Here is a 22,206-nt window from a genome sequence, read left to right as displayed (position 1 = left end):
GCAACTGATTTGTAATCAGTAGGTCCGCGGTTCGAGTCCGTGTGGGGGCACCATTAAACTCAATCATTACAGCATCTTACTCCTTTGTTTGGCTTAGTTCATCCGACCGTCCGACACCGTCCGAAGTCGGACGGTCATTCTCTGCGTCCGCTTCGTCCAAAAGAGCTGCAGCTGCTTCGGGCGTTGCTGGGCCGTTCTTGACGATAAAGTTCAGTGCGGCGGTTCGGTCTTTGGGAAACCTGTAAAGGGCATCTCGCACAAGCCCACCAACAGGATCCCATTTGTAGATTTCGTCATTCATGTAGGCCCTCTGCGCTTAGCATTTTTCCGTCCGACGTTAAGCGTCCCAACGGAATGCAAAAAATAATCTATCATTTGTGATAGATTTTGACGAGTTGATTCCTTGAGGCACTATGAACATAGATCCTATTGCTGTTCGAAACCGATTTCTGATGCAGTATGACGCCAGTCCGTTTCGCAGTATGTCCGAGCTTTCACGTGCGAGCGACTATTCTGTCGGGCATTTAACCAAATTTGCAAACGGACACTTTGACAACTCAAAGACAGGACCGGGCACGTTTGGTTTCGGTAGGATAGCTTGGAACCTGGGCGCCACACCGGACGTCCTTCTAGGGTTTAAGCCTCTGATACCAGTATCGATTGACACCGGCCCCACCATTGCCAAGATGTTTCAGTGTTACATCCAGTCTGGGGCTCGGCTTGAGGGTTTCGCCGACATCATCAACTTCTGCGACGTATATGCTGAACCAAAAAACGGCATGACCAGGTTGTTGTCTATTGGCCCTCTGGGCCTGCTGGCCCGGCGCAAACCAAAGTCGATGAACGCCGAGCAGCTCCAGCGTGAGTTTGAAAAAGCATCCCCAGACGTGCGTCAACGAAGTTTTTCTGGGCAAAGGCGCGCGTGGGAAAGGGGTGCTCTGGCTGAGCCTGACTTTATGGATTGGAACCTGATTTCCAAACCGTTACATGTGCGCTTCCCTTTTGTCCGAGTTGGGTGTCGCGTGACCAACAAAAGTGGGCAAGAGCGGCTTTTGATTTACTGCGAAACTCTGCAGTAATGTCGACCCAACGGCCTCAAACAATTCGGTTTGTCTCTTTTTGCGCAGTGCGGCGATCCAGCCCGGATTGCCATCGACATAAAGTGTGCGTTCGCTTGCCCAGGCAAAAGCGTCTGCATCCAAAAAGCCGTACTTCTTGGCACGTGCGCGCTGGCTTTCGCGCAAAAAACAGTAGGTGAAATTGGCGGCAAAATCGGTGAAGGCGCGGTGATGTACATAGGTTGTAAAATACTGGATCGCACGCGCTCCGTTCGGTGCAAGGCCGTTGGCCAAGGTTGCAGCAAAGTCGCCGCAGTAGACCGCCCGGCCGTGCAGATCTTGTGACACGGTATCCCAAGCGTCACCGCTTAAACCAGCCTTAAACACGACGTTCAATGCGCGCTGCAAAAACAACCCCAAGGGTTCATCGTCCAAGTCATCAACTCGCATCCCGCACTTCATCCTGGGCAGCCCGTCTTGCATCGCGAAGATCCACATCGCACTGCGCTTGGTGAATACGTTTTTTGTCGGGTCAAGGATGCCACTATGCCGCTTGCACATCGCAGCGGTGAGGCGCGTTGCCTCTTCCTGATCGTGGACCACGCGAATGCTCAGACCTTGTGATGCCAATGCGAAACGGCACTGTGCGGCGAGATCTTCTAATTCCCAATTTTCCATAATCAAAGGATAGCGTGGGCCCGTCTTGACCGTCCATAAAACGGCACATGTCTATCATTTTTGATAGCTCTATTGACGGTGGAAATTCCATCACAGATTGTCTGTGAAGCTGTTTAGCGTCACTCGGTTAGAGGAATGCTTTGGCAGAATAAAGCAATGGCACCGCAGTTTAAACGGCGTGCCTGTATCAATGCATGGGCACAAATGCATTTTGTATGGAATGGACGTAATGGTTGACGATGTTGATTTTGAGCATGCGGAGCGGTTGTTCGAAGCACTGCATGCCTACGAAGGTTTAGAATTTTCGCTGTTTGATCAGCTCGACGATACCTTGGCAGACAACCCCAGGCTGGACCAAAAAACCCACGCGATCGCTGCAGCTATGTCTCGGTACCGGGCGGATATGCGCGCGGTTGCCGACGAACTACTTGCAAAGCACCGGCAGGTTTTAGAGCGGGCGAAGGCGCCCGCTGCACCGCTTAGTCCGCCTCGATCTGATCAGCCATAAAGCGCAAGTATTCCACCACGGACGTTTCTTCGGTGTCGCTGAGCTCGTCCTTGATCGCGCGCGGGAAGTCGTCGCCGGCATCCTCGATCAAGCCGCGCAGAAAGTATGCCATTTCCTATGCGTCATCGCACATAATGCTGGCCAGCTGACCGCCTGAGACTTGGGTTTCAAGTGTGATCATTTTTGGAGCCTTTCAGTCGATGCCCAGCATCTTACGATAAGCAAGCATTTCGGATAGGTTTTTGGATGCCGTTGCCAGGTGATTGATCGCCGCGGTGATGTCGCTAACATTGCCGTCCAGCGCATCTGCTGGCAGCAAGTCGTCGGCTTCTTCCAATGCTTGCATCGCTTTCATGTGTCGCGAACGTGCGCCTTGCGGGAGCATCACATCAAAGCTCTTGAAGCGCTCGGTGTTTTTGTTTTTTGCCATCAAGAGACCCCTTTCTTGCCTGGCCGCTGGATCGCGTTGATCGCGCGGCGCGCTGTGTGGAAGGACGGCGGCATGTAGATCCCGCTGAGTTGCGGGTTTGTGCCGGCCGCATTGCCCAAGACGTCGCCGACGTCGCTTTTGCTGGCGTCGCCTTCGCGGGCCCAGACGCCGAAGGTGCGGCGCAGATCCCGAAATTGCAGGGACTTCACGCTGGGGCATGTCTTGGCCGCTTCGCTGCGGATAGCTGACCAGCGTTTCCGAAACAGATCCCCGGAGTAGGGGCGACCTGTCGCCTCGTCGATCAGCAGGGCGGTGCGCTGATTGTCGCCATGGGCGTCTTGCAGGATCCGCTCGATCCGCGGGGCGACTTCCTCGTGCAACGGCATCGCGCCATAGGTGCCGCGCTTGGATCTGACCAACCCCCAGACAAGGATCGGGTCTGCGTCGGCCTCGATCCTGACCCGCTGAAACTCTTGCAATTTGGCCAGGTAAACATCGGTTTGCCGCTGCGCTTGCAGGGTGGCTAGGGCAATGCCGGTTGTGGCTGCGTACCAGCCCAGCCGATCACCGGCTGTAATCAATGCGTCGTACTCTGCCCAGGATCCGGCGCGATCGCGTCCTGACATGCCGCGAAACTTAATGCCGGCGCGCGGGTTTGTGCCCTCTGGACGCCAGCCGCGCAGTTCCGCGTGGTTCATCAGGATCGACATCATACCGATCACGGCCGCCGCGTTGTAGGCGCCTGTGGTGGTGAACAGTGTTTCGTACCAGGTGGCAACAATCGGCTTGGTAAACTCCAGAACATTTTTGCTGCCCCATTTGCGTGAAATCACGCCCGTGTTGATCTTGTAGCTGGTTCGGGTTTTTGCGGCCAAAGAGGTGAAAGCGATCGACCTTTGGTAGTCATCGATCAGGGCGTCGATCGTGCGGCCGCCGGCAATTGGTTTGCGCACGGGCGTTCCGGACCTGGCTGCATCCACGTCATCGTTTCTTTTCTTGGCTTCGCGTTCCGACCAGGTGGGCCGTGTCCCGTCAAGGTCGAGCGGGCCAAAGCCCAGATCCCGCGCGGATTTGTTCGGTTCCCACCACACGCGCCATGTGCCGTTAGCCAGCTGACGTTGCCGCAGGCCGGGGATCTTGTTCTGAATTGGTCCGCGACCGCTCATGGCCGGCGCGCCTCCTGCAGCAGAACAACGTTGCCGCCGGGTGGTGTCTCTGGCAACTGGAAGGTGCCATGCACAGCTGTCCAGGCCGATATGGCATCGGCCCGCCATTTCAGCGGCCGGCGGCAGGTTGGCATGGGCTTGGGAAAATCCAAATCAGTTTCGAGCCTGGTGCGTTCCTTGAGAAAGGCGATACCGCTTTCAAATCCGGTGAGTTCCGCGACCTTGCTTGCGGTGATAAAAATAGGTCCGGTCATTGCAGGCCACCTAGAATATTCTTGGCAAACCACATTCTCATGTTTTCCCGATCGTGCCGTTCTTCGGGGTGGTTGCTCGGACGCTCTGGGCGTCGCGGCATGATGAACAAACAAACGATCACTGCGCTAAGCGCGACAACTACTAAGCCGCCAAATGCGATTAAGATGCTCCAAACAACGGACATGCTCTTGCCTCTTTGGGGTTGCCGGCTGCGCCGCTCTGCAGGCCGGAAGTTGAGTGGTGGCGGGATGGTCCTTGGGGAAACCACAAGCGGCCCCGCCTGGGAAAGTCAGGGGCGGGCGCGTGCCGCCATCGCGTCGGCTAGGCCGATTGCGAATTTGCATGAGTTCTGGACCGACAGGCCCAGCGGGATCTGCAGATCCGCGCCAGCCATTTGGGGCGCGTTGTCTTTGATCTGCCGTGACCAGGTGCGCATTGTTTCGCAGGCAAACAGGTAGCCGCGCCGTTCTTCGTCGGTCAGTGTCTCGATATTCAGGAGGCGGACAGTCTCAACGCTCTGCACTGTTAGCGCCCCCTGGGAACACGGTGACGTTGGACAGCCGCGTGTCTGCATTTGCCAGTGCTTTCATGGCGTCGCGTCGCCGCAAAAGTTCTTCGGCCATGGGGCCGACGCACATCAAGATCAGGGCCGCTTCGGCTTCATTGACGGCCTGGTCATGCTGTACGGCCAAGCCCGCATCGCGGATCCGGCGCAGGATCCCGTCAGTGATCGGACCGGCAATGGCATTTGGAATGGCGGGGGCGGGTTGTGACACGTCCGTGCTCCTTCGTGTGGTGTAGTCACACACGAGTTAGGAGTTGCTACCTATCACTGTCAACGCAAAAAATGCGAAAAACGAAAATTACTGCTTGTGTAAAACGAATATCATCGTGTCGGCCTCGTCGCGTGGCCATCTTATTTCCATTTGAGCATTTGGAAGTTGTTCAACTGAAAACATGTGCGAGGTCCAGCCTAGTTCCGTCGCTGTGTCTAGTATCTCGATCCGCGTCTCGTCCTGCATTGTCTCCCATACATCCGGGCCTCTGATCTTGCGGAAAAAAGCACCGCAGATTTCAACGTCGTTCGTCTTTCCTGCAAACGAAAAAAACGCAAGTTGATTGTCGTCTGGGGTGGTCGCGATCCAGCCTGTCCACGGATCCGGTTTGTTCGCTGGCCGTAGGGCGTCAAGCACGGCCGGTTCCAGTTCAGGCCATTCGGCAAACTCGGCAAAACCAATATGGTCGATTGATCTATATTCGGGATTGAAGCAAGTGCCATAAATCGCATCTATTGCACTGTAGGTTGGGGGTGTGGCCTGTGCAAAAACAACTGTACTGGTGCAAGCGATTACAATAGTTGCGCGCTTTAAGTGCTTCGCCATTGGGCTACGACCTTTCCCCGGATTAGGACGTTGTTTCCGTCAACGATGTCTATTCGCTTCTCTGTAAAAGTTGGTGAGCTTGCTACCAAAACAGGCGGCTCATATCGGCGCAAAACTGTCGAAGCCGTCCCGTTTTGCGCATCATATCGTTGAGCGACTACATAGTCACCTGGCGCGCATCGGTCAGCTTTGTGCGTGTCCAAAAGTACGAAGTCACCGGGCAAGAAGCCGTCGAACAAAAGCGCATCTGAGCGAACCGACCAGACATCAATACCGGGTTGGCCGCCGCCAAAAGATCGCGCAACTGCTCCCGTTTTTCTTTCTTCTTCGCCTTGCCCGACCCACGGGACCGCATCGCTATCAGAAAACCCTGGTGTCAGTGGTTGGGCTTCCTGCGCAGTCGCAACCCCGGCTCTCTCGAGGATCACGCTGACAGGCTCGCCAAGCACATCTGAAAAGGCCGTTGCCCACTCAAACGACATTTTGCGTTTGCCGGTGTAGATGTGAGAAATTGCTGATCGGTCGCGGCCCATTCGGGCGGCAATTTCATCAGCCGTCACACCTTTTTCTTTTTGCTTTTTCTTGAACCACTTGTCGTCCATTTTTCGACAAGTAGTCACCAACCCGCGCACATACATCTGCGAAAAACGAAAAATATGCGTTGCAAGATGCTGTGTGTTGGGTCTACATCTAGCGCTATGAGTTACGACCTGACACCACTGGCGGTATGCGAAGCGCTGTTCGGCAGCCAAGCTGAATTTGAGCGAGCCATCGGGGCAAAGCCAAAAGCGGCGTATTCCTGGGCTCGCGCGTCGCGTTGGCGCCAAGCCGGTGATTTACCGCCCTACATCCAGCGTAAGGCCCTGTCGGTGCTGCGCAAGATGGACGTTGGTGCAGCTGAAAAGTGGCTGATCGAGGGTGCTACGCGGGACGATATCGACGATGCCGTACAAGCCGCCCGCCAGCTGCGGGCCGCTGCCGCGGCCAAGAAGGTGGCCGCAGAATGACCTGTTTCTCCCCAACCCCGACCCCCGGTCGCCGCGCTACACCGCCACGTCCGTTCTGCAGTCCTGGTCTCTGGCTGTTAGTCCCGGCCATGGGCTGGACTGCGCGCCCTGCCTGTTGTGGGTCGGAACCTCACCAGGCGCGCCGCTCCCTCGGTTGTGCCTGGCTTTTTCTTTCCATTCGCGGCCGTGCGTGCTGGGCCGCGATCTTTGGCGCTCGTGAGTGGATCGGCGTCAACATGTGCGGGTGGCGGTCCCAATCGGCCACCCGCATTCCAAGTCATACCCGAGAGAGGGGGTCTGGTCCGGGCCGCAAGTCCGTCAGCACCCGTTGGGGAACCTTAGAAGGTAGGTCACAGACGCCCCCTCGTACACCGCAGGCGCTGGCTGGGTTCAAGTGCAAAATCGTGCCTGGTCAGCGCCACATTCCGGAGTGGGGCCATGCCGCATGAGGCCGGGGTTGCTTTGCGCATGCAGGCTTTTGCCGTGGCCATGTCCGCCAAATCCGGCGGCCTGCCTGCCCATGATGTGGAGCAGCTGCGGACGCAGGCCGAAGCAATGGGTTCGCAGTCTGACCCGCTGGTTCGATCGGCGCTGAGTTTCGCCACCGCCTTCCAGGATCTGCAGGCCGATCGCACGGGCCTGGCCCAAGCCGGGGATGATCTTCTTGCCGCTGTTGAGCGCGCGAACATCCCGCAACCGCCCGACCTGGGCAGAAAGGACATCCATGGCTGATCTGAACACACCCTTTACCGCTGCTGATCAGACGCTGGCGTTTACCCTGTCCTGGTTCGCGGCAATCCGGCGCCCCGAGGATCCCGATACTGACATGTTCATCGAGGTTCTGCGCGAGGTGCTGCCGTATGTGAGCGATGCGCATCCGATCGTGGGCCCCATGGCCGCGGCGGCCGGCAACCTGGTTCGCGCGCATGACAGCTTTGCACCCGTTGCCGAGCTCACCGCGCACCTTGAGGTCAGCAACGCGGTCGCAGCCTTTGCAAAGTGGCGGGCAGGGCGATCGCTGGACGCCTGGCGCGAACGGAGGGCAGCAGCATGAACGCCCTGGATCAAGCCGCCCAGGCTGCCAACGCTCACTTGAGCGCTGCGAAAGCCCGCATCGATGCGCTAGACATCGTACGCTTTGCCTGCGATCAAATCGAGGCGCTGGGGTTTCATCCGACAACCGAATGGATTGACGGGTTTCTGTGCCTGAAACTGGATCCGGACCATTTTGACCTGCCACGGATCAGCAACGATCCCGAGGGCGACGGCCCGGTTGTTGTGGTCGATCAGCTGGCGCCGGCGCCAATTGCGGCGTCCCCGGCGCCCGAGTTCAAACCGGATCCGAAGCCTGCGCCAGCTCAGCCGAAAAAGCCGCCAGCCAAAGCCCCCAAAACCACCGGGCTAAAACGACCCAAGGCCAGGCGCGAGGGGGTAAAGGCAAAGGACATTCAGGCCTGGTCGGCAGATGACATCGAGGCGGTGATTGTCGGTGTCCTGGCAGGCAAAAAGGCAAAGCAGCTGGCCGGTGAGCTGAACCGAGATTTGAAGCAGGTTCAGAACAAGGTTTTCAATCTCAAAAAGACAATCGAGGCACGCCGTGGCGAGGGTTGGCTCGATATTGAGCAGCACCTGTCCAAGCTGCCGGCTGATCCAAAATTTAGCCCTGAGCGCGATCTGCGCTTTGCTGAATTGATCCGGCAGGGCACGGGCATCGCGGGCGCTGGTGCTGTTTTGAAAATCCAGCCTGGCCATGCGCGGGCCCGTTGGGCAGCCTTGAGCGAGGGTCGCACTACGCATTCCGAGCTGAACGACCTTGTCGCCGCATTAAAGGCGCGTGTTGCGGCGGGAGAGGGGGTAGGTAAATGACCCTGCTTTTCCTGATCATCATCAACGGTGTGACCATGTCGTCGCATGAGGTCGCAGGCAACGATTGGCAAAAGTGCTTAGAGGGCCGCGACCGCGCCCGGGCCAATTTTGAGGCCATGGTGGAAACAAACGGACGCTCACCTATCGATGCGCAATTCGTATGTGTGTTTCGTCCTAACCCCATGCCGTCAGGAAAGCCGGCATGACCCGCGCTCAGACCCACACTGTTGACGACATCAAAGCGATGCTCTTGGACCAGGTAGACAGCGTGGTTGCGCACTATGCCCCTGCGGTCCAGGGCAGCTACACCGCCTTTGGCAAGTATTTCACGCTGAACCCCGGCCGTGCCGATCGCAGCGTGGGCAGCTTCTGGGTGCAAATGTCCGGACCCGATGCGGGGCGGTGGCGAGATCACGCTGTGGGTGATGTGCCAGGCGAAGGGTTTGGTGACATCATCGATCTGATCCGCTTGTCCCTGGGCTGTGATGCCAAGGGCGCGTTTGCCGAGGCGCGGGCATTCCTGGGCTTGCAGACGGAAAGCCCGGCCGACATCGCCAGGCGCAAGGCCGCGGCGCAGGCATCGGCCGCCCGGCGCAAGGCGATGGAAGCGGACGAAAAGGAGAAGATCGCGCGCCGGGCCAAGCAGGCACATGCCATTTGGCTGAGCGGTCAGGAGCAGCTGCGCGGAACGCCCGTGGAGTTTTACCTGCGCGACCAGCGCGGGATCGACTTTGCCGAGCTGGGGCGGCAGCCCGGCGTCCTGCGCTACGTCCCCGAGTGCCACTATGAACACATGGACCGCGGCACCGGCGAGTGGATCGAGCTGAAACTGCCCGCCATGGTGGCGCTGATCACAAACCACCGCCGCCAGGTGGTTGCCTGCCATCGCACCTATCTGGGCCTGGACCAAAACGGCCGTTGGGGCAAGGCACAGGTGCCCGAGCCCAAGAAGGTGCTGGGCCGCTATGGCGGATCCGCAATTCACCTTTGGAAAGGTATTGGCCCGCGCGGCGGCAAACCCGTGGCGTTGCGGCACGCGCCGCCTGGTCAACATGTCTACATCGCGGAGGGGATCGAGGACGCGCTAAGCGCGGTCATGTTGCTGCCCGCGCAGCGCGTCCTGGCCGCCATTTCCCTGGGCAATCTGGGCAGCGTGAAGCTGCCCGACAACGTGGACCGCGTGACCCTGATTGCTGACCTGGACGAAGCGGCCGAGGCCCAAAGGGCGCTTGATCACGCGATTGCCCGCCACCAGGACGCCGGCCGCACCGTGCGTGTGTTCCAGAACCGTTGGGGTGGCAAGGATTTGAACGATGCCCTGCGCGTGGCGCAGCGGTCGGAACAGCCGCAAACAGGAGGTGTCGCCTGATGGGATATGCTTGCTACGAAATGAATGGTCGCGATCAGGGCTATGGCGTCCCTGCAAAGTGCGACCACCCCGGATGCGACGCCGATATAGACCGCGGGATTGCCTACGCCTGCGGCGGGGATCCGACTGAAAACTGCGGCCTGTTTTTCTGTGGCGAACATTTGAGCCACCGCAAAACCGAAGAGGGTTGGACACAGGCGCTGTGCGAGCGCTGCCATGACCCAGATGCTGAGCCGTTTGATCCGACACCCGACACCCAAGAATGGATCGATCACAAAATGACCGATCCGTCCTGGGCTGATTGGCGAGCTGAACAGGAGAAAAGCGCATGAGTTTGGAAGCCTGGGGCGACGAAAACCCTGATGATGCCTTTGCCGACAGCTGGATGGCCGCGGCCGAGGCGGCCGGCTGGATCGATGGCGACGAACTGCGCCAGGGCACGAAAGATGTGATTGCCGAGCGTTACCGCCAGGAGGATGCGGAGGGGTTCGATGCAATCCATGATGATGCGTACGAAAACGACGAGCTGGTCCAGGCGGCGTGTTGCTATGTGCTGAACACAGAAACGCACCCGATCCCGGGCAGTCCGCCCGCGCCTTGGCTCTGGGGCAGTCAATGGTGGAAGCCAAAGGCCACAAGACGGCAGAACCTTGTGGTCGCGGCCGCGCTGTTGATTGCGGAGATCGAACGCATCGATCGCGCAGAAGAGCATGGGGAGGGTTGAATGCCATATCGCATTGAACTGACCCGCCTGGGGAAAATTGTTTACGCGGCGGCGATTGACGGTCCTCTTGGGCTACCCGCTGTCGCTCTGGCATACATCTGCCCGCACTCATGGCTGGTCAAAAGCTTCACGCAGACGTTTCCGAAGAAGGATCATCCATGATCGATCCAATCTACGCAGACAGCGTTGTTGTCGGGAACTGTGCCGACGACTGCAAATGTCAAAACGTCCACTTGCTGCATTGCGACGACGAGGGCGACGTTATTTCGGCAATGACGCTTGGTCCCGACCAGGCCCGCGCCGTTGCCCGCGATCTGATCGCCGCAGCTGACCAGGCGGATCTGATGCGCGCACGCCAGGCGGGGCGCGTTGCATGAACTTCCGCGCTGAATTTGACCATGACGGCACGGCCCACGTGCTGGGCTTTGGCGAGGGGTCGCACATCGCCTTCGATCAGTACGGGGCCGTCACAGAGCTGCACGCGCATCCGCTGGATCGGGGCTTTCGCTTTTCGGCGCAGCGGATTGCCAGGGCGGCCGCATCGCAGGCCCGCCTTGAGCTGGCCAAACCGACCTACGGCCGTCGCGACAGCGTTGCGCGCCGCAAATTCATCGATCGGGTTGCCACGATCGCCAACAGTATGGAGATCTGAGTGGCTGACATTGAGCAGAACAACGACGCCTGGCTAAAGAACCCCAACCCGGCCAGCTATCGCAAAGACCCCCCACCCACCACTGACGATCTGCGCGACGCCCTGGCGAACGCGCCCGAGGCACCACGAAAGGATCAAGACGATGGTAGACACCCAAAAACAGATGACGCCGGAAATGCAGGCCGTCCTGGCGCAGATGAAAGGCGTGACGCCAAGCCATCTGACGCATCCAGCAGTGGCGCAGGCGGCCAAGGCAGTGGCCGCGCGGGAGATCGCGCCCGTGGTGAAATATTTGATGACTGCCCGGTCACGCCTCTTGGGGTCCGTGGCAAATACGCCTATTACCTCGATGTGCTTGGCCAGCTGAGGGCCATCGACAACCACAACGCCCAGAACATCCAGGGCCTGTTTGGTCATCAGATCCCGCGCCTTTGCTACAACTTCCCGCAGTGGAAAAAGGGCGAGGACGGCACATTCGAGCGGGTCAAAAACCGCTTTGATCAGACCACGGCCAGCATGTCGATGCACGCGGCCGCGTCGGAATGTGGCGTGTTCAATCCTGACAACGCGGTGCGCGGCGTGGGCGCCTGGACGGACGAAGATGGCCAGCTGGTCTATCACATGGGCGATCAGGTGCTGTTTGACGGTAAGGTGCACAAGCCGGGCCGCCTGGGGCGCCATATCTACCCTGCCCAGCCCACGATCCCACACCCGAACACCAGCGACACAGCGCCGGATCCGACACCCGAGATCCTGCGCACCCTGGAAACCTGGAACTGGACCAACAAGGATGTGCACCCGTTCATTGCCCTGGGCATGATCGCGACCCAAATGCTGTGCGGCGCCCTGGACTGGCGCCCTGTCTTTTGGCTGTTGGCCCCGGCCGGGGCCGGCAAGTCAGAACTGCAGCGCCTGGTCAAGATGCTGCACGGTGACGATGGCCTGGTGCAGACCACCGACGCCACCAAATCCGGCATCACCAGCAAGCTCGGCCAGTCCAGTTTGCCCGTGGCCGTGGACGAGCTCGAGCCGGGCGACGAACGGTCCACCAAAGAGCGGGACATCATCGCCCTGGCGCGGGTCGCCGCGTCCGGGGGTGAATGGTTCAGGGGCTCGGCCGATCAAACAGGCGTGGGGGGCAAGGTCTATTCCGCGTTCCTGTTTTCCTCGATCCTGATCCCCGGCGTGATGAAAACTCAGGACGTGCAGCGCCTAATCCGCCTCGAGCTAAAACCACTTGAGAAAGGGTCGGCCAAGCTGAGCCTGCAACCCCGCACCTGGCGCGCCCGTGGCGCCCGCTTGAAACAGCTGTTGATCGCGCGGTGGGACACATGGCCGGAACGCCTCGAGGCTTGGCGCCACGCGCTGGAAATCGCCGGCGTGACGGGCAGGGACGCGGACAATTGGGGCACGGTCCTAGCGATGGCTGACATGGCCTGTAATGAGGATCTGCCCGACGAAGAAATCACCCAGAGCTGGGCCAAAAAGATCGCCTATGTGGCCGAGGCAGACCGCGATGACGTGATGAACGATGCCGAGGCGATGCTGGTGCACCTATTGGGCCAGCCATTCGACATCTACAGGCGCGGAGAGCTTCACACCGTGGCGCAGTGGATCATGTCGGCCGCCCAGCTGCCCGGCGGACCGATCAGCCTTGCGGGCGACGGATCGGACGCCATCGATGCGCTGGATCGTGCCAAGATCGCCAATGAAAAGCTGGCCAAGGCAGGGATGCGCGTCACCGGCAAAATGCAGGATGCGACGCTGTTCATTGCCAACAAGCAGATCCCAGGCTTGCTGGATCTTTTCAAGGGCACGCAGTGGGCCGGTGGAGTGTGGGCGCAGTCCGTAAAACGCGTGCCAGGCGCTGAGACGGCCGGCGTCAAGCGTCTGGCTGGCATAGCCAGTCGTGGCGTTGTCATCCCCCTGACAGCCGTTCCTGGCCTCTTTGCCTTCCCCGCTGATCGCATCAGCAACGCTGATCAGCCCGGCGCGCCCAAGACCACCAAAGACATCGACGATTTTGGCTAAAGAAAATGCTTGACACGATCAACCATCTGAAAACACGCGCTTATTGTCGCTTTTTCCCCGACCCGTTTGGTGCCATAATTTGCGTGCGCCACAGTCCAGATCGACGGGTTTGGGGCGCAACACCGCAACACGGACGCCCCCGTATGTGTTGCGGGTCTGTTGCGGGTAAAAACCGTTTAAAAACAGATACTTCACCCCTAGCCGCAACACCGCAACAGAAAATCCCCCCGTACACATGTGCGTGCACACCCGCGCGCGCGCACGTGAGGCACCCCCTGTTTTTCTGTTGCGGTGTTGCTCTTTATATCTATCTTATTGAAAAGATTGATATTTTACCCGCAACATGCCCGCAACAATGCCGCAACACCATGCCAAGAAGTGTTGCGGGTAGCGTTGCGTCTCTCTCTAAGCCTCTGTTTTCATTGAAAAAGGGTGCTTTTTGATGCCGGGTCGCGACACGAAGTACGAAAAGCTGGCCCGTGAAGCGGATGAACGGCTGCGATCTGATCGAGCGATGCAGGAGCAGCTGTCATTGCTGCCCGATGAACAGGACGGCGCGGACCTGGTGGACGATGGCAAGGTGAAGCGCGGGCAGGGCAAGGCGCTGAGCCAGATGCGTGAGTTCCTGGCGGCAGAAGGCTACCGGTTCCCCGAGCAGGTGCTGGCGCAGATTGCGGGGCTCGACCGCAAGGACGGTGACAGCCTGGAGGCAGCCATGGCGCAGGCTGAGCGGATACTGGCCTGGGCGCAGGACGGTGCGCGGCCTGAAAAGGATGGCGATAGCTTGGTGGAGGCCAAGCCCACCCTGGCCCAGCGATTGAACACCCTGCAGCTGGTGCGCACGGCCCAGCTGCGGGCAGCGGATGCCCTGATGCCCTATGGCGCGCCCAAGGCCACACCAGACGACGCGCCACCGCCAGCCAACCAGATCGTGGTGCCTGGTGCGCCCAGCACGGCCGATCCTGCCGCCCAGGCCCGCGATGTGACGCCAGAACCGGCACGGATCCGTGGTCGGATGGCTCCGGCGGATGTGGTTTATGAAATGCAGCAAAATCAACAGGTTAGCGAGACGCAATCGGACGCGTCGGACGCAGAAAGTCGGACGGAGTAGCCAACGTGTTGAAAGCACTGAGAAATCATAGACGCATCCGACTGATTGAAAATCAGTTGGCCCGCGCCCTGGGCAAAGCGGCCTCGACCCCCCGGGGGGGCCTCGCGCGCCTTGCCTCTCTACCCCTCTGTCCGACCCCATTCAGCATTTTGGAAATGCTTCGGAGGTCAAATTGAGCGCGATACTCAAAACCGGTGGATGGGGTTGGGGGTTAACTCTGGCCATGCCAGACGCCCAGAGGGGTGAGGGGGATGGTGCATCTGTCGGTTTGACAGACGATCAGGTCGCAAAGCTGCAGGGGCTTGATGCGAAAGAGGCAATTCACAGCCTAAACGGCAATTTCGCCGAGGGTCAACTCCCTGATTTGCAGGCGGCCAATTTCCCAGGCCCCATCGCCGAAGCGTTCTATTGGTCGAATGCGGACCTGTTGGGCATTCAAGGGCCGGTCGGGTCTGGCAAAACAACCACGTTGATGAAATCGCGGCTGCGCCGTGCGATCGAGATGCCGCGTTCGGTCTTGACCGGAGAGCGCGAATACACCGTCACGTTCACCCGTGAAACCTACCGTCAGCTTTGGTCGACATCGATCCCAAGCTACCTTGAGGTGTTTCCAAAAGACCTGGGCCACTGGTCTGGTGGTCGCGGTGATCCCGTGACGCACGTGATCCGGTTCGAGGACGAATTTGGCCCGATCACCTTCATTGCCCGGTTTCTGGCGTTCGGCGACAGCATCGTAAATTCGATGCGTGGTCTGCAAACCACGGACCTGGTGTTGAATGAGCTCGACACGATGCCCGAAGAAATCTTGACCGTTGGGATCGGTCGGATAGATCGGGCACCGGCGCGCAAACACTTCGAGGGTCTGCCACAGCATTTGCGCAGCTACGGGCAGATCGTGGGCGACTTCAACGCGCCCGACGAGGACAATTACGCGTTTCGGGTGTTCCATGACGAAGAAGAACGCAAGCGCCTGGGCGATGAGCTGTCCGCCGGCCTTCCAGAAGGAGCCAAGCGCATCGAAATCGCGTTCTACAATCAGCCTGGGTTCGGTGTGCCCGGATGTGAAAACCTGCAGAACCTGTCGCCAAGCTACTACGAACGCCAAATCGCGGCCATGAAACTGGCCGGCCGCGGCGATATGATCGATCGTTTGGTCTACAACAAGGTCGTTTACCTGCGTGTCGGTGATCCGGTCTGGAAAGACCACTACAACCCACGGATCCACGCGTCCGATACGTCGCTGCAGCCCGTTGCCGGCATTCCGCTGCGCGTCGGGCTCGACCAGGGCTTTAAGGGCGCGGCTGTCATCGGGCAATGCCTCGAAAAGTACCGTTGGCGGATCTACCGCGAAGTGCATTTCCCGTCGGAGCGCTTGATGGCGTCGGTGTTTGGCGAGCGTCTTGCCGACATCCTGGACGAAGAGTTTCGCGGCTTTGAGGTTGAGGCCGGTTTTGGCGACATGGCGGGCGAGCATGGCGCGTCCCAGGCTGCGGATGAAAACGCGACCTGGAACCTTGAGGTGAGCAAAAAAGCCGGTTTCTACGTGCGACCGCAGCGGATCGGGACGAACCGGATCAATCCACGCCTTGAAGCCGTGCGCGCAGCCCTGGATGCGCCGCTGGTCCGCGGCGAGCCTGGGCTGATCGTGCATCCCCGCTGCAAGTTCCTGATCCGCGGCTTTGCAGCCCGGTATGTGTGGACCGAAGAGGTCAACAAAAGCGGCGACAAGCGCAAGGTGCCGGACAAAAGCTACACCGAGGCCAACGTGCACGATGGCCTGCAGTATCTGCTTTTGAGTGAGCATTCGGCGGATGGCACGAGCCCGTACGCCAAAAAACTGCCCGACAATGATCGACGTGGCCAGATGGGTCACAACGGAGGACCGTCCATGTCGGGTGGCGGCGGCCTCACGTCCCAATGGGACCTTCTCAACCCTTATGGAGATCAATGATCATGCGAAAATCGAAACAAGCTGGTGCAGGCCAGGACACAGTGAAGGCCGATGCAGGCCAGGACACGGTGAAAGCCGATGCGGGCCAGGACACGGTGAAGGCCGATGCGGGCCAGGACACGGTGAAGGCCGATGCGGGCCAGGACACGGTTAAAAATGATCCTGCGGAAAACGAAGGCGATGGTGAAACCGGTCAGGCAGCGCAGGACGGTCTGGATCTGCAGAACATCAAACGCATCGTCGAGGTGATCGACAATCGGCCGGGGCAAACCTTTGCCGCCTTTGCACATGAGCTGCGGGAAAAAGAGGGCGCGAAGTTTCGCGCGACGACCGAAGGTCGCTCGTATCTCCGGATGGCTGGCCTCGAGGCGGGCGCCCGCGGTGGCGAGGCAGATGCGCTGGCCAATTGGTGCAACAAGGCGCGGCGTATGCTGCTCCAAGCCGCCTGATCAGGACCAGCTGACATGACCAAGCCCACGCTCCACGTTCTGGACTATGATGATCACCGCGCAATGGCTGTTCTGTCGCGCCTGGATCCGATGGATCAACTTGAGGCGTCCGTGGTGCGTGGGCAGTCTGTTTCGCATTTGGCGCTGTTCGCCGACTGGCGCGCTGTCAATCCGGCGCGTGTACTGTCCGTCGTTTTTGCTCATGGCATTTCGTCGGACAGCTCCACACCTTTTGCCGTTCTTGGCCTGTCAAACACAGGGCAGGCCGGCGTTGCGCAGGGGGCATTCATGTCCCGCAACCATGAAAAATTCAAGCAACCGATCCTTGCCGCCATGCGCCGGATCCGGCGCGATTTGCCTGTGTTTTGTGAAGAACTTGGCATTCACCGGATCGAAGCGCGCAGCTGGACGGGTCACAGCCGCGCGGCACACTTTTTGCAGGGATGTGGTTTTCGACACGAAACCCCTTTGCACGGCTACGGACCAGATGGGTCCGATTGCTTTCACCTATTTGCCTGGACCTCTCAAAAACACAGTCAGGAGACTTAAACCCATGTGTGAAGCCATTTTCGGAGGCGGCAGATCAGCGCCGCAAACCGTCGCTGCACCGCTCATTGCAGCCACTGATCGCGGCGAAAGCACGCAGACAGCTGACATCGAGGCACGGTTGCGCCGGCGTCGGCAGGGCGCTGCAGCTGACATCCTGACCAGCCCTGTAGGTCTGCCAGCAACGCCAAAGTTAGGGCAAACAGCATGATCGGCATGAAAGATGATCCCAAGGCCAAACGCGCACGCGAACGATTTGACGAGCTGCGCGTTGGCCGGGTCTGCTATGAGCAGGATTGGGAAGATATTGCACGCCTGATGCGCCCGCAACGGGGCGGTTTCGGGCTCTATGACCACAAGCGCCAGCGTCAGGAAAAACCGCTCAGCAGTGAACCGATCATGGCGCAGTCCAGCTTTGCCGCCGGGATCTATGCGTCGCTGACGAACCCGGCAATGCGTTGGGGCGGGTTGGAAACGCCTGACGCAGATCTGAATGCCTGGAAACCGATGGCGGAATGGTTGGACCACGCAACATCGCGCGTCATGGCCAGTTTCAGCCCGTCCATTTCCCCGTTCTATGGTGCGACCTTTCAGGCGTATTCGGACCTGTCGGCTTTTGGAAATGCCTGCGGGTACGATGAAATCGATTTGGCAAATCAACGGTTCATCGATGTGACCCTGTCATTGGCTGAAATGGTGGTGGACATCGATGCGCATGGCCGCGTGATCGAAATGGTACGCAAGTACAGCCTGAAGCCGGAAAGCGCTGCGCGTGCCTATGGTGACAAGGCTCTGCCGCCCAAGCTGATGGAAATGGCAGAGCAAGGCAAACGCGACGACATCACGTTTTACTACCACGTCCTGCCCAATGACCAGTTTGTGCGTGGCAAGATGGGCCCGCGTGGCAAGCGTTGGTTGGCTGTCACCGCCTGCGAAATGGATGATTGCCTGGTCAAGTTGGGCGGTCACGATGACATGCCCGGGTATTACCCGCGCTGGGACGTGGACAGCGGCATGACCTATGGCACCGGGCCGGGCATGATCGCCTTGCCGTCAGCCCGCATGGTCAACCTGATGGACGCCGAGACGATCCGGGCAGCGCAGTTCGCGGCGAACCCGACAAAGCTGGCACCCGATCGGAATGCTGTGCCTTTGAACGGAACATTCCGTCCAGGTTATACGATCTATGGCGGGATCGATATGCGCGGCAACGAGTTGGTGCGCAACATGACCCACGCGCCCAGCATTGGTCTGACCATGGAAGAAAAGCGCGCCAAGGTCGAAGCAGTCAAGGATGCCTATCATTACGCGGTCATGTCGCTGACCGGCCGCACAGGTGTGACCGAAGAAGAAACTCGCATCATGGAAGAGGGCCGGTTGCGCAATTGGGCGCCGCATGCCGATCGGATCATGGAAGAGTACGCCGCCCCGAAATTTGAACGTCGGTTTACGCTGTTGTGGCGCGCTGGCCAGATCCTGCCGCCGCCAAACGAAGCGGAGGGCTTGCCCTTGCGGGCTCGGTACCAGTCCGCGGCAACCATGGCGTTGCGTGCCCGGGAAGGGCAGGCGGTGCGTCAGTTCCTGAACGACCTGGGGCCGCTTGCACAGGTCAACCCGCGTTACATCGATCGCGTTGATCCGGATGCGGTTGCTGAAACGCTTCACGACGCCAGCCCAAGCCTGCCTGCGCGGATCCTGCGCAGCCGCGACGAGGCGGATCAAATTGCTGAGGCACGCGCCCAGCAGCAACAACAGGCGGATCATCTGGCGCAGCTGCAGGCCGGTGCGTCTGCGGTCGGTGATTTGGCCGGTGCGTTGGGAGGGCAGGGGTGATGTGGCCAATCATCATTGCCGCGTTGACCGGCTTTTTCATCGGCGTTGCTGAAACCAAAGGTCTACCCATGGGTCCGGTGGCTTTGATTGCCAGTTGTATCGGTTTTGCCGTTGGTCTCGCGGCAAAAAACGGTTTGCGATGATTGATCTGAGGAATTTCTAATGTTTGACCGTCTCGGCGTCCTGCGCGCCTTTTTCTCCCCCCACAACGACAGCACGGCGGCTGACGCTGCGCGACGCTGGGCCCGCGCCTTTGGCAAAGACACAGATCTGGCCCGTGACCTGGTGATCCAAGGCGGGTTGTTCGTGCAGCAGCCGGTCAACATGGTCGAAGGCTTTGCCGAGGTTGCACCGATCGATCCTTACCGCTTGGCCTATGAGGCCGGGCGCCGCGATTTTGCCATCCTGCTTTTGGCGCAGGGTGGCGTGACTGTTGATGACCTAAACGAGCTCATGGAGGACAAACATGTTCGTTGAATATTGGTGGATGAAATTGCCGTTCTTTGCCCCAAACGATGGTGGTGCAGGTGGCGGTGATGGCGGCCAAGGTGGCGGAGGCGATGGTGGCGACGGTGGCCAAGGCGGTGATGGCGGCGATGGTGGCGACGGCGGCCAGGGCGGATCCGGCGAGGCCAAATGGTGGGAGCGTGACGAGCTGAAAGACTACAGCGAAATGCTCACCTCGTCGGGCTTGACCGTGGATGATCCCGTCCAAGCGGTGGTTGCGTTGGCCAAAATGGAGAAATCAGCGCAGACCAAGCTGGGGCGATCGGCTGATGACCTTTTGGTCAAGCCGGCCGAGGGCCAGAGCGTTGCGGAGTGGCTGAAAGAAAACGGCAGCGCCTTCGGGATCCCTGAAGCACCCGACAAATACGAGGTGACGCGCCCACACAGCTGGCCAAAGGAAGCTAAGTGGAATGATGCGCTGGAAGCCAAAAGCCGCGATATTGCTCACAATCATGGTTTGACGAGTGACGCCCTGAACGATTTTGTGGGCCTCTTTGCTGAACACGTTGCGTCTTTGGATCACGACGCCGGGGAAGATCTGAAACAGGCCAATAACGAGATGATGGCGAACCTTGGTAAAGACTTTGGGGAGCAGCTGCCTGCCAAGCTGACGCTGGCCAAACAGGCTGCATCCGTCATGGCAGAAGCCGCGGGCCTTGATAGCGCGGCCATGGCAGGCATTGCCGCAGCCTTGCAGCCAAAGATCGGCGATGCGAACACCATGCGGCTGTTCATCGCCATGGGTGAAAAAATGTCCGATGACGGATTTGTGCCTAGCGATACCAACACCAGTTTCACAAGCACACCAGCAGAAGCGCGCCAGCGGTTGCAGCAGCTGGAAAAAAAGGGCGGCGACTACTACGAGGCTGTGGCCGCCAACGATAAAGACAAGATCAAACAGCTGCAGCCAGAAATCGACCGGCTCCGCAAGATCGTCGCCTAGTCGAATGAGGCACCACATGTGCGCGTTTCAGTTTGAAATCGCGCACATGTGGTTTTTTCTTGACAAGTTTGTCATTTCTGTTTTTCAAATCGACGCGACGGGTGGCCCTTGCATTCCAGGGTCCGTCTGATCAGAGACAAGCCTCTGCGCCGATGCAGCGTTAAGCCCAGGTCGGGTCCGGATCGTCCGGGTGGCTCTTCCGAAAATCACCGAACATCGTTGAATTTCGCAGGAGCATAGGCATGTCCTATCAACAAGTGGTCGAGGACCACCACAAGCTCACCTTCTCAAGCAACGTCAAGATGCGCGTCCAGCAGATGACCAATCCGCTGCGCAATGCTGTGACCATCGTGTCGGCGACTGGCGAAGCGCAAGACATGGCGGATCTGATCGATCAGGTCGATTACCAAGAAGGTGAAGACTATGAACGCCGCAATCCAGACAACCCGCCTAATCGTTCGCGGCGCTGGTTGGTGCGGCCGCCCGTCGTGCAATCCGGTCAGCTGATCACAAAAGAAGAAAAATTCGACCAAGCGATGGATCCGACATCGCCGCTGACCATGGCCCATGTCAAAGCCTGCGAGCGTGGGGTGTTCGATCGCATCCTTGGTGTGCGCAAGAAAAAGGGCAGCCCAGCCGAGCTCGCATCCGGTGGCATTCTGGGCAGCGTGTTTGAAGGCAAAACGCCGACGTCCACGGTGGCACTGCCGGCAAACAATTACCTGGCCGCGGACTATGGTACTGCTGGCACGCCAACCGGTCTTGGCATCGCCAAGCTGCGGGCGGCGTGTGAGAGCATGGAGCTCGAAGAGTTCGGGCTGGAAACCGAGGATGAAATCTACGGTCTGATTTCGCCGCGGCAGAAAACGGACCTGATCAACCTGGCCGTCGAGACAGGTAAAAACCTGAACCCGTTTGATGTGGACAACATCCGCGAAGGTAAGCCGGGTCGTTTGCTGGGCATCAACTGGCTGTTCACAAACCGCCTGCCAACCGATGACGCAAATCATCGTCTCATCCCGCTTTGGTCCAAGGCCAATATCATTTGCGGCATGTGGCAAGACGTCCAGGGCATGATGTTCAACGACAGCTCTGCGAAGAACCTGCCGCGCGTTCTGGTCGACTGCTACCCGGTTGCGGGCCGCATCGAGGACGAAGGCGTCCGCGTCATCCGGTGCGCCGAAACCGTGTGATCCTGCGGGCCGCCATCTGGTGGCCCGTTCCCATCACCCCGTCACCCGTCTGACGTTCAAAGTTCACAAGGAAACCAGACATGGCACTTGTCAATTCTACTTCCACACTGGTGCGGGATTTTTTCGATCCCACCGACACCAGCCCAGATCCCGCCGAGGCGCGTGGTCGCCTTATCCTGGCAACCGGCACCGTTACGAATGCCGCTGATGACCTTATCGGTTCGACCTACAAGCTGATTGATCTGCCGGCAGATTGTTTGCTGCACGAAGGCACGTTCTTCGACGTTGAAAATGACGGCTTCGCGCAAATCGTCATCGGCACCAAAACCGACACGGATGCCATGCTGGACGTCGCGCGCGCCGCTTCGGCGATCCAGCAGCCTTTTGCCATTGGCGATGCCAATCATGGTCGTCGGCTGTGGGAGATCCTTGGGTTAGCCAAAAACCCAGGCGGCACCATCGCGCTTTACAAGCATGCCGAAGCCAATGCGACGGCCGCCGGATCGATGCCCTTCCGGATCGCGTACATCACGGCCTGACAGGCCGC

Annotated in this window: 32 protein-coding genes; 22 read left to right on the top strand and 10 right to left on the bottom strand. The window is 59.2% G+C overall.

Annotation, left to right across the window (positions count from 1 at the left end; all coding sequences use genetic code 11):
- Positions 1–76: 76 nt before the first annotated feature.
- Positions 77–301 carry a hypothetical protein gene (locus AC6RA8_RS03355; RefSeq protein ID WP_500350712.1) on the bottom strand — a complete coding sequence of 75 codons (225 nt, stop codon included), beginning with the start codon at positions 299–301 and terminating at the stop codon, positions 77–79.
- A 682-nt stretch (positions 302–983) separates the two neighbouring features.
- Positions 984–1,736 (bottom strand): hypothetical protein, encoded by a 753-nt coding sequence (locus tag AC6RA8_RS03350; protein ID WP_500350711.1) that lies wholly within the window; start codon positions 1,734–1,736, stop codon positions 984–986.
- Positions 1,737–1,833: 97 nt separating this feature from the next.
- Here AC6RA8_RS03350 and AC6RA8_RS03345 point away from each other — a divergent pair, with 97 nt between their 5' ends.
- A complete protein-coding gene (locus AC6RA8_RS03345; protein ID WP_500350710.1) occupies positions 1,834–2,244 on the top strand; it encodes a hypothetical protein in 411 nt (136 codons plus the stop codon).
- On the opposite strand, the gene AC6RA8_RS03340 is transcribed toward AC6RA8_RS03345, so the two are convergent.
- The 8 genes from AC6RA8_RS03340 to AC6RA8_RS03305 form a co-directional block, all read right to left on the bottom strand.
- Positions 2,216–2,356 (bottom strand): hypothetical protein, encoded by a 141-nt coding sequence (locus AC6RA8_RS03340; protein WP_500350709.1) that lies wholly within the window; start codon positions 2,354–2,356, stop codon positions 2,216–2,218. The two genes, AC6RA8_RS03345 and AC6RA8_RS03340, sit on opposite strands and share 29 nt — an antisense overlap.
- 81 nt (positions 2,357–2,437) lie before the next feature.
- Positions 2,438–2,674, bottom strand: a complete 237-nt coding sequence (locus AC6RA8_RS03335) for a hypothetical protein (RefSeq protein WP_500350708.1) — start codon at positions 2,672–2,674, stop codon at positions 2,438–2,440.
- Positions 2,674–3,840 (bottom strand): site-specific integrase, encoded by a 1,167-nt coding sequence (locus AC6RA8_RS03330; RefSeq protein WP_500350707.1) that lies wholly within the window; start codon positions 3,838–3,840, stop codon positions 2,674–2,676. Before AC6RA8_RS03330 ends, AC6RA8_RS03335 begins: the two co-directional genes overlap by 1 nt.
- The gene (locus tag AC6RA8_RS03325) at positions 3,837–4,094 is read right to left on the bottom strand and encodes a hypothetical protein (RefSeq protein WP_500350706.1); all 258 of its coding nucleotides are present in this window, start codon (positions 4,092–4,094) and stop codon (positions 3,837–3,839) included. Before AC6RA8_RS03325 ends, AC6RA8_RS03330 begins: the two co-directional genes overlap by 4 nt.
- Positions 4,095–4,384: 290 nt before the next feature.
- On the bottom strand, positions 4,385–4,618 hold the full coding sequence (locus AC6RA8_RS03320) for a hypothetical protein (RefSeq protein ID WP_500350705.1): 234 nt from the start codon (positions 4,616–4,618) through the stop codon (positions 4,385–4,387).
- The gene (locus AC6RA8_RS03315) at positions 4,605–4,871 is read right to left on the bottom strand and encodes a hypothetical protein (RefSeq protein WP_500350704.1); all 267 of its coding nucleotides are present in this window, start codon (positions 4,869–4,871) and stop codon (positions 4,605–4,607) included. The genes AC6RA8_RS03320 and AC6RA8_RS03315 overlap by 14 nt, the downstream gene beginning before the upstream one ends.
- Positions 4,872–4,958: 87 nt before the next feature.
- Positions 4,959–5,477 (bottom strand): hypothetical protein, encoded by a 519-nt coding sequence (locus AC6RA8_RS03310; protein WP_500350703.1) that lies wholly within the window; start codon positions 5,475–5,477, stop codon positions 4,959–4,961.
- The gene (locus AC6RA8_RS03305) at positions 5,462–6,115 is read right to left on the bottom strand and encodes a hypothetical protein (RefSeq protein WP_500350702.1); all 654 of its coding nucleotides are present in this window, start codon (positions 6,113–6,115) and stop codon (positions 5,462–5,464) included. The genes AC6RA8_RS03310 and AC6RA8_RS03305 overlap by 16 nt, the downstream gene beginning before the upstream one ends.
- Positions 6,116–6,175: 60 nt before the next feature.
- On the opposite strand from AC6RA8_RS03305, the gene AC6RA8_RS03300 reads away from it, so the two are divergent.
- From AC6RA8_RS03300 to AC6RA8_RS03200, 21 genes are all read left to right on the top strand, one after another.
- Positions 6,176–6,484 carry a hypothetical protein gene (locus tag AC6RA8_RS03300; protein ID WP_500350701.1) on the top strand — a complete coding sequence of 103 codons (309 nt, stop codon included), beginning with the start codon at positions 6,176–6,178 and terminating at the stop codon, positions 6,482–6,484.
- A 438-nt stretch (positions 6,485–6,922) separates the two neighbouring features.
- Entirely contained in the window at positions 6,923–7,216 is a 294-nt protein-coding gene (locus AC6RA8_RS03295; protein ID WP_500350700.1) for a hypothetical protein, read from the top strand.
- Positions 7,209–7,538, top strand: a complete 330-nt coding sequence (locus AC6RA8_RS03290) for a hypothetical protein (RefSeq protein ID WP_500350699.1) — start codon at positions 7,209–7,211, stop codon at positions 7,536–7,538. The genes AC6RA8_RS03295 and AC6RA8_RS03290 overlap by 8 nt, the downstream gene beginning before the upstream one ends.
- Entirely contained in the window at positions 7,535–8,350 is an 816-nt protein-coding gene (locus AC6RA8_RS03285) for a hypothetical protein (protein WP_500350698.1), read from the top strand. Before AC6RA8_RS03290 ends, AC6RA8_RS03285 begins: the two co-directional genes overlap by 4 nt.
- Positions 8,347–8,556, top strand: a complete 210-nt coding sequence (locus tag AC6RA8_RS03280) for a hypothetical protein (RefSeq protein ID WP_500350697.1) — start codon at positions 8,347–8,349, stop codon at positions 8,554–8,556. Before AC6RA8_RS03285 ends, AC6RA8_RS03280 begins: the two co-directional genes overlap by 4 nt.
- Positions 8,553–9,719: a DUF7146 domain-containing protein gene (locus tag AC6RA8_RS03275; protein ID WP_500350696.1), complete on the top strand. Its 1,167-nt coding sequence runs from the start codon at positions 8,553–8,555 to the stop codon at positions 9,717–9,719. Before AC6RA8_RS03280 ends, AC6RA8_RS03275 begins: the two co-directional genes overlap by 4 nt.
- The gene (locus tag AC6RA8_RS03270) at positions 9,719–10,051 is read left to right on the top strand and encodes a hypothetical protein (RefSeq protein ID WP_500350695.1); all 333 of its coding nucleotides are present in this window, start codon (positions 9,719–9,721) and stop codon (positions 10,049–10,051) included. Before AC6RA8_RS03275 ends, AC6RA8_RS03270 begins: the two co-directional genes overlap by 1 nt.
- Positions 10,048–10,443 (top strand): hypothetical protein, encoded by a 396-nt coding sequence (locus tag AC6RA8_RS03265; RefSeq protein ID WP_500350694.1) that lies wholly within the window; start codon positions 10,048–10,050, stop codon positions 10,441–10,443. Before AC6RA8_RS03270 ends, AC6RA8_RS03265 begins: the two co-directional genes overlap by 4 nt.
- A gap of 158 nt (positions 10,444–10,601) precedes the next feature.
- Positions 10,602–10,820, top strand: coding sequence for a hypothetical protein (locus tag AC6RA8_RS03260; RefSeq protein ID WP_500350693.1), 219 nt, complete (start codon positions 10,602–10,604; stop codon positions 10,818–10,820).
- Positions 10,817–11,095: a hypothetical protein gene (locus tag AC6RA8_RS03255; RefSeq protein ID WP_500350692.1), complete on the top strand. Its 279-nt coding sequence runs from the start codon at positions 10,817–10,819 to the stop codon at positions 11,093–11,095. The genes AC6RA8_RS03260 and AC6RA8_RS03255 overlap by 4 nt, the downstream gene beginning before the upstream one ends.
- Positions 11,096–13,126 carry a hypothetical protein gene (locus AC6RA8_RS03250; RefSeq protein WP_500350691.1) on the top strand — a complete coding sequence of 677 codons (2,031 nt, stop codon included), beginning with the start codon at positions 11,096–11,098 and terminating at the stop codon, positions 13,124–13,126.
- A gap of 442 nt (positions 13,127–13,568) precedes the next feature.
- Positions 13,569–14,237 (top strand): hypothetical protein, encoded by a 669-nt coding sequence (locus tag AC6RA8_RS03245; protein WP_500350690.1) that lies wholly within the window; start codon positions 13,569–13,571, stop codon positions 14,235–14,237.
- 172 nt (positions 14,238–14,409) lie between these two features.
- The gene (locus tag AC6RA8_RS03240) at positions 14,410–16,188 is read left to right on the top strand and encodes a hypothetical protein (RefSeq protein ID WP_500350689.1); all 1,779 of its coding nucleotides are present in this window, start codon (positions 14,410–14,412) and stop codon (positions 16,186–16,188) included.
- A 2-nt stretch (positions 16,189–16,190) separates the two neighbouring features.
- On the top strand, positions 16,191–16,637 hold the full coding sequence (locus tag AC6RA8_RS03235; RefSeq protein WP_500350688.1) for a hypothetical protein: 447 nt from the start codon (positions 16,191–16,193) through the stop codon (positions 16,635–16,637).
- Between the two features lie 15 nt (positions 16,638–16,652).
- Positions 16,653–17,186 carry a hypothetical protein gene (locus tag AC6RA8_RS03230; protein WP_500350687.1) on the top strand — a complete coding sequence of 178 codons (534 nt, stop codon included), beginning with the start codon at positions 16,653–16,655 and terminating at the stop codon, positions 17,184–17,186.
- A 204-nt stretch (positions 17,187–17,390) separates the two neighbouring features.
- Positions 17,391–19,016: a portal protein gene (locus tag AC6RA8_RS03225; RefSeq protein WP_500350686.1), complete on the top strand. Its 1,626-nt coding sequence runs from the start codon at positions 17,391–17,393 to the stop codon at positions 19,014–19,016.
- Entirely contained in the window at positions 19,016–19,159 is a 144-nt protein-coding gene (locus AC6RA8_RS03220; protein ID WP_500350685.1) for a hypothetical protein, read from the top strand. The genes AC6RA8_RS03225 and AC6RA8_RS03220 overlap by 1 nt, the downstream gene beginning before the upstream one ends.
- 19 nt (positions 19,160–19,178) lie before the next feature.
- Positions 19,179–19,493: a hypothetical protein gene (locus AC6RA8_RS03215; protein ID WP_500350684.1), complete on the top strand. Its 315-nt coding sequence runs from the start codon at positions 19,179–19,181 to the stop codon at positions 19,491–19,493.
- Positions 19,483–20,466 (top strand): hypothetical protein, encoded by a 984-nt coding sequence (locus AC6RA8_RS03210; protein WP_500350683.1) that lies wholly within the window; start codon positions 19,483–19,485, stop codon positions 20,464–20,466. The genes AC6RA8_RS03215 and AC6RA8_RS03210 overlap by 11 nt, the downstream gene beginning before the upstream one ends.
- Before the next feature lie 242 nt (positions 20,467–20,708).
- Positions 20,709–21,659, top strand: a complete 951-nt coding sequence (locus AC6RA8_RS03205; RefSeq protein ID WP_500350682.1) for a phage capsid protein — start codon at positions 20,709–20,711, stop codon at positions 21,657–21,659.
- Between the two features lie 80 nt (positions 21,660–21,739).
- Positions 21,740–22,198 carry a hypothetical protein gene (locus AC6RA8_RS03200; protein ID WP_500350681.1) on the top strand — a complete coding sequence of 153 codons (459 nt, stop codon included), beginning with the start codon at positions 21,740–21,742 and terminating at the stop codon, positions 22,196–22,198.
- The last annotated feature ends 8 nt before the right edge of the window (positions 22,199–22,206 follow it).

It is taken from the genome of Tateyamaria sp., from assembly GCF_059783535.1.
The sequence above is the reverse complement of the archived record's forward strand: the minus strand, read 5'-3'. Positions and strand labels throughout refer to the sequence as shown.